This is a genomic window from Delftia sp. ZNC0008 (genome assembly GCF_000799035.1).
Lineage (GTDB): Bacteria > Pseudomonadota > Gammaproteobacteria > Burkholderiales > Burkholderiaceae_C > Comamonas > Comamonas tsuruhatensis.
In genome coordinates this window covers 1-4112 of record NZ_JTKZ01000900.1, presented here as the reverse complement: position 1 = coordinate 4112, position 4112 = coordinate 1, and the positions used below count along the sequence as shown (strand labels likewise).

General features: G+C 67.9%; 5 protein-coding genes. All 5 read right to left on the bottom strand.

The window, feature by feature from the left end:
• Positions 1-847, bottom strand: an 847-nt coding sequence (locus tag L995_RS29130) for an SDR family oxidoreductase (RefSeq protein WP_047474900.1), incomplete at its 3' end; no start/stop codon positions are given.
• A 205-nt stretch (positions 848-1052) separates the two neighbouring features.
• Positions 1053-2072 (bottom strand): NADP-dependent oxidoreductase, encoded by a 1020-nt coding sequence (locus tag L995_RS29125; protein ID WP_012205200.1) that lies wholly within the window; start codon positions 2070-2072, stop codon positions 1053-1055.
• 98 nt (positions 2073-2170) lie between these two features.
• Positions 2171-2593, bottom strand: coding sequence for a PaaI family thioesterase (locus tag L995_RS29120; protein ID WP_016446794.1), 423 nt, complete (start codon positions 2591-2593; stop codon positions 2171-2173).
• Positions 2594-2710: 117 nt separating this feature from the next.
• Positions 2711-3502 (bottom strand): SDR family oxidoreductase, encoded by a 792-nt coding sequence (locus tag L995_RS29115; protein ID WP_016452876.1) that lies wholly within the window; start codon positions 3500-3502, stop codon positions 2711-2713.
• A 137-nt stretch (positions 3503-3639) separates the two neighbouring features.
• A partial coding sequence (locus tag L995_RS29110) for a methylated-DNA--[protein]-cysteine S-methyltransferase (RefSeq protein WP_047474896.1) occupies positions 3640-4112 on the bottom strand: 473 nt, incomplete at its 5' end.

Below are 4112 nucleotides of genomic sequence, written 5' to 3'. Positions count from 1 at the left end.
CCGCGTTGGGATTGCGCCCCTGCACCACATCTTCCATGCGGGTTTGGACCGAGCCCAGCGCCTGCGGATGGCTGTAGATGTAGAACTGGTTGGCCGCAATGGCGTCGAAGACCTTCTGCGCCACATCGGTGGCCGTGACCTTGCCCGAACCCACGGCCTTCTCGCTCATGGCCTGGCCGATCTTCTGGCTGGCCGTCAGCGGCTGCGCGGCCAGATGGCTGGGCCGGTTGCGCTCGCTGTGGCTGATGCCCGTGGGCACGAAGAAGGGGCACAGCACGCTGGCGCTGATCTGGTCGGAGACCAGGGCCAGGTCCTGGTACAGCGTCTCGGTCAGGCTGACCACGGCATGCTTGCTGACGTTGTAGATGCCCATGTTGGGAGGCGCCAGCAGCCCGGCCATGCTGGCCGTGTTGACGATGTGGCCCTCGAAGGACGGATCGGCCTTGGCGGCCTCCAGCATCATGGGCGTGAACAGCCGCACGCCGTGGATCACGCCCCAGAGGTTGACGCCCAGCACCCACTGCCAATCTTCCAGCGTGTTCTCCCAGACCAGCCCGCCCGCGCCCACGCCTGCGTTGTTGAACACGAAGTGCGGCGCGCCGAACTGCTGGCGCACCTCGTCGGCCAGGGCCTGCATCTGGGCTGCGTCGGACACATCCACGCGGCGTGCCAGCACACGCACGCCCTGCCCTTCGAACTCGGCGGCAGCCTTGTCCAGCGCCTCCTGCTGCACATCGACCAGCACCAGGTTCATGCCCAGCTTCGCGCCAATGCGCGCGCACTCCAGGCCGAAACCCGAGCCCGCGCCCGTCAGCACGGCCGTCTTGCCCTTGAAGTTCTTGATCATTCCCTTGTCTCCTTGTCTTGTCCTGATGTTCTTGTGGAAGGATTTGGCAATTAACCCTGGCCCGTACACAGCCCTCCCTCCTGGCACTGGCAGAGCCCGCCTCAGGGACACCGAGGAAGGGCCGCCCCGCACCGAGGGTGTCGTCCCCCTCCCTCGCGAAGCGAGTAGAGAGGCGACGTGCCACGGGGGGAAGGCGCGAAGCGACTCAGGGGGTGAGCTTCACAAGCTGCTTTCCGAAGTTCTTGCCCTTGAGCAAGCCCAGGAAGGCCGAGGGTGCGGAGGCAATGCCTTCGGCAATGCTCTCGCGCGGGCGCAGCTTGCCGGTGCCCACCAGGCGGCCCAGTTCCTGCAGCGCCTCGGGCCAGACTTCCATGTGCTCGCTGACGATGAAGCCTTCGATGCGGATGCGGTTGATCAGGATGAGCGCGGGATTGGTCATGGGCAGCGGCGTGCCGTCGTAGCCCGCGATCATTCCGCACAGCGCGATCCGCGCAAAGGCGTTGGTGCGCAGCAGCACGGCGTCGAGGATGTAGCCGCCCACGTTCTCGAAGTAGCCGTCGATGCCCTGCGGGCAGGCGTCCTTGAGCGCCTTGGCCATGGTCTTGGTGTCGGGGTGCTCGCGGTAGTCGATGCAGGCGTCGAAGCCCAGCTCCTCGGTGGCGTAGCGGCACTTCTCGGGGCCGCCCGCAATGCCCACCACGCGGCAGCCGCGCGCCTTGGCCAGGGCCGCGAACGCGCTGCCCACGGCGCCCGTGGCGGCGCTGACCACCACGGTCTCGCCGGCCTTGGGGGCGATGATCTTGACCAGGCCGTACCAGGCCGTCACGCCGGGCATGCCCACGGCGCCCAGGTAGTGCGACAGCGGCACATGGGTGGTGTCCACCTTGCGCAGCATGCCGGGCGCATCGCCATCGACCACGCTGTATTCCTGCCAGCCGCCCATGCCCACGACCTTGTCGCCAACGGCAAACTTGGGATGGCGGCTTTCCACCACCTCGCCCACGGTGCCGCCGATCATGACCTCGCCCAGCGGCTGGGGCTGGGCATAGCTCTTGCTGTCATTCATGCGGCCGCGCATGTAGGGGTCCAGGCTCAGGTAGTGGTGGCGCACCAGCACCTGGCCTTCGGCCAGCGCCGGGGTCTCGGTACTGACAAGGCGGAAATTGCTTTCCACGGCTTCGCCCTCGGGGCGGTTGTCGAGCAGTATCTGCTGGTTCACGGGCATGGGAAAACCTCCGGTGGCATCACAAACAATGGAACCAGTTCCCGGTGCTGCCGGGGCTGGCGTGTGGCATTGGGTATCTGGCAAATTCGCCGTGCGGATCAGTCCGTGGCGAGGGTTGTCTCGGCGGCGGCCGGCTTGGCCACGCGCGGCATGTACTTGAACGTTCCGGTCGCATGGCTGCACAGCCGGCCCGAGGCATCGAACACGCGCGCCTCGGTATAGGCCATGGAACGCGTGCGGTGCAGCACCACGCCCTTGGCCACCAGGGGGCCGCGCGCCGGCTGCATGAAGCTGGTCTTCATCTCTATGGTCACGCAGCCCATGTCGCGCTGCAGGCTGCGCGCGGCCACGGCCATGGTCACGTCCAGCAGGGTCATGGTGGCGCCGCCGTGGGTCACGTCAAAGGTGTTCAGGTGCTCGGGACGCGCCTCGAAGCGCAGTTCGGACTCCCCGTCCTCCATGCGGTGCAGGGTGAAACCCAGGTGGTCGACGAAGGGGATGGGGTGGCCAAAATCCAGCACGAAATTCTCCAGTTCAGATCGCAATGCAGGCGAGCATAAGGGCGCCCGAAGGCAGCATGGCGCGCGGCGGCACGATCTGCGGGAAAAACTGTCACCTCGGCAGCAGCGCCGCCGCGTTCAGCCGCCCACCAGGGCGCTGACGCCGCCGTCCACGGCCATCCACTGGCCCGTGATGTGCTTGCCCGCGTCGCTGGCGTACAGCAGGGTCAGGCCCTTGAGGTCCTCGTCGTCGCCCAGGCGGCGCAGCGGGGCATGGGATTTCATCTCGTCCTCGCCCAGGGTCTCGATCAGCACGCTGGCCATCTTGGTCTTGAAAAAGCCCGGGCAGATGGCGTTGACGGTGATGCCATGCACGCCCCACTCGCCGGCCAGCGCGCGCGTGAAGTTGATGACGGCTCCCTTGGAGGTGTTGTAGGCAATGGTCTTCATGCCCAACGGGTTGCCGCCCAGGCCTGCGATGGAGGCCAGGTTGATGATGCGCCCGGTCTTGCGCGGGATCATGCTGCGCCGCGCGATCTGCTGGCTCAGCAGGAAGTAGCCGCGCACGTTGAGGTTCATCACCTTGTCCCAGGCGGCCACGGGGTGCTCCTCGGCCGGCGCGCCCCAGCTGGCGCCCGCGTTGTTGATGAGGATGTCCACCTGGCCCAGGCGCTCCAGCGTCTCGGCGGCCAGGCGCTCGATATCGGCCTCGTTGGCGCAGTCGGCGGCGATCCAGCGGGCGTCGATGCCGGCGGCCTGCAGCTCGGCAGCGGCTTCCTCCAGGTCGGCGGCCTTGCGCGAACTCAGCATGATCCTGGCGCCCGCCTCGCCCAGCGCATGGGCCATCTGCAGGCCCAGGCCGCGCGAGCCGCCGGTCACCAGGGCCGTCTTGCCGGTGAGGTCGAAAAGTTGCTGCACATTGCGAGTCATTCGTCTGTCTCCTGGTCCGGGTCTTGTGTGCCGGTCATGGGTGGAATGGAGGGCGGCCCTCCCCTGCCGGGACGGCCTGCAGCGGCGATTGTGCAAGCCGCCCCGCCGTGCCGCATGTCACATGCGTGTCCGGCCCGTCAATCCCCGAACAGCGAGCGCGTGCCGCCCCAGGCCGCACCCTCGATCTCCAGCATGCGCAGCTTGGTCAGCGCACCTGCGCCGCCCGAAAAACCGCCCGGCTGGGCGCCGGCGGCCAGCACGCGGTGGCAGGGAATCACGGGCGCGAAGGGGTTGAGGCCCAGCGCCTGTCCCACGGCGCGCGACAGGCCCACCTCGCCCAACTCGCGCGCGATCTCGCCATAGGTGCGCGTATGGCCGGGAGCGATGGCACGCGTCAGCTCGTAGACGCGGCGGTGAAATTCCGACACGCCGTGCCAGTCCAACGCCAGCTCGGCCAGATCCGGCAATGCCTGGCCTGCGGGCAGCATGCGCCGTGCCCGCAGATCGGGCAGCACCGGGCCGTCACGCAACTGCTGCGCGCTGGGCGCGGAAGGCTCCACGGTCCATTCGCCATGGCCCGCCATGAGCACCTGCACGCCGGCGATGGCCT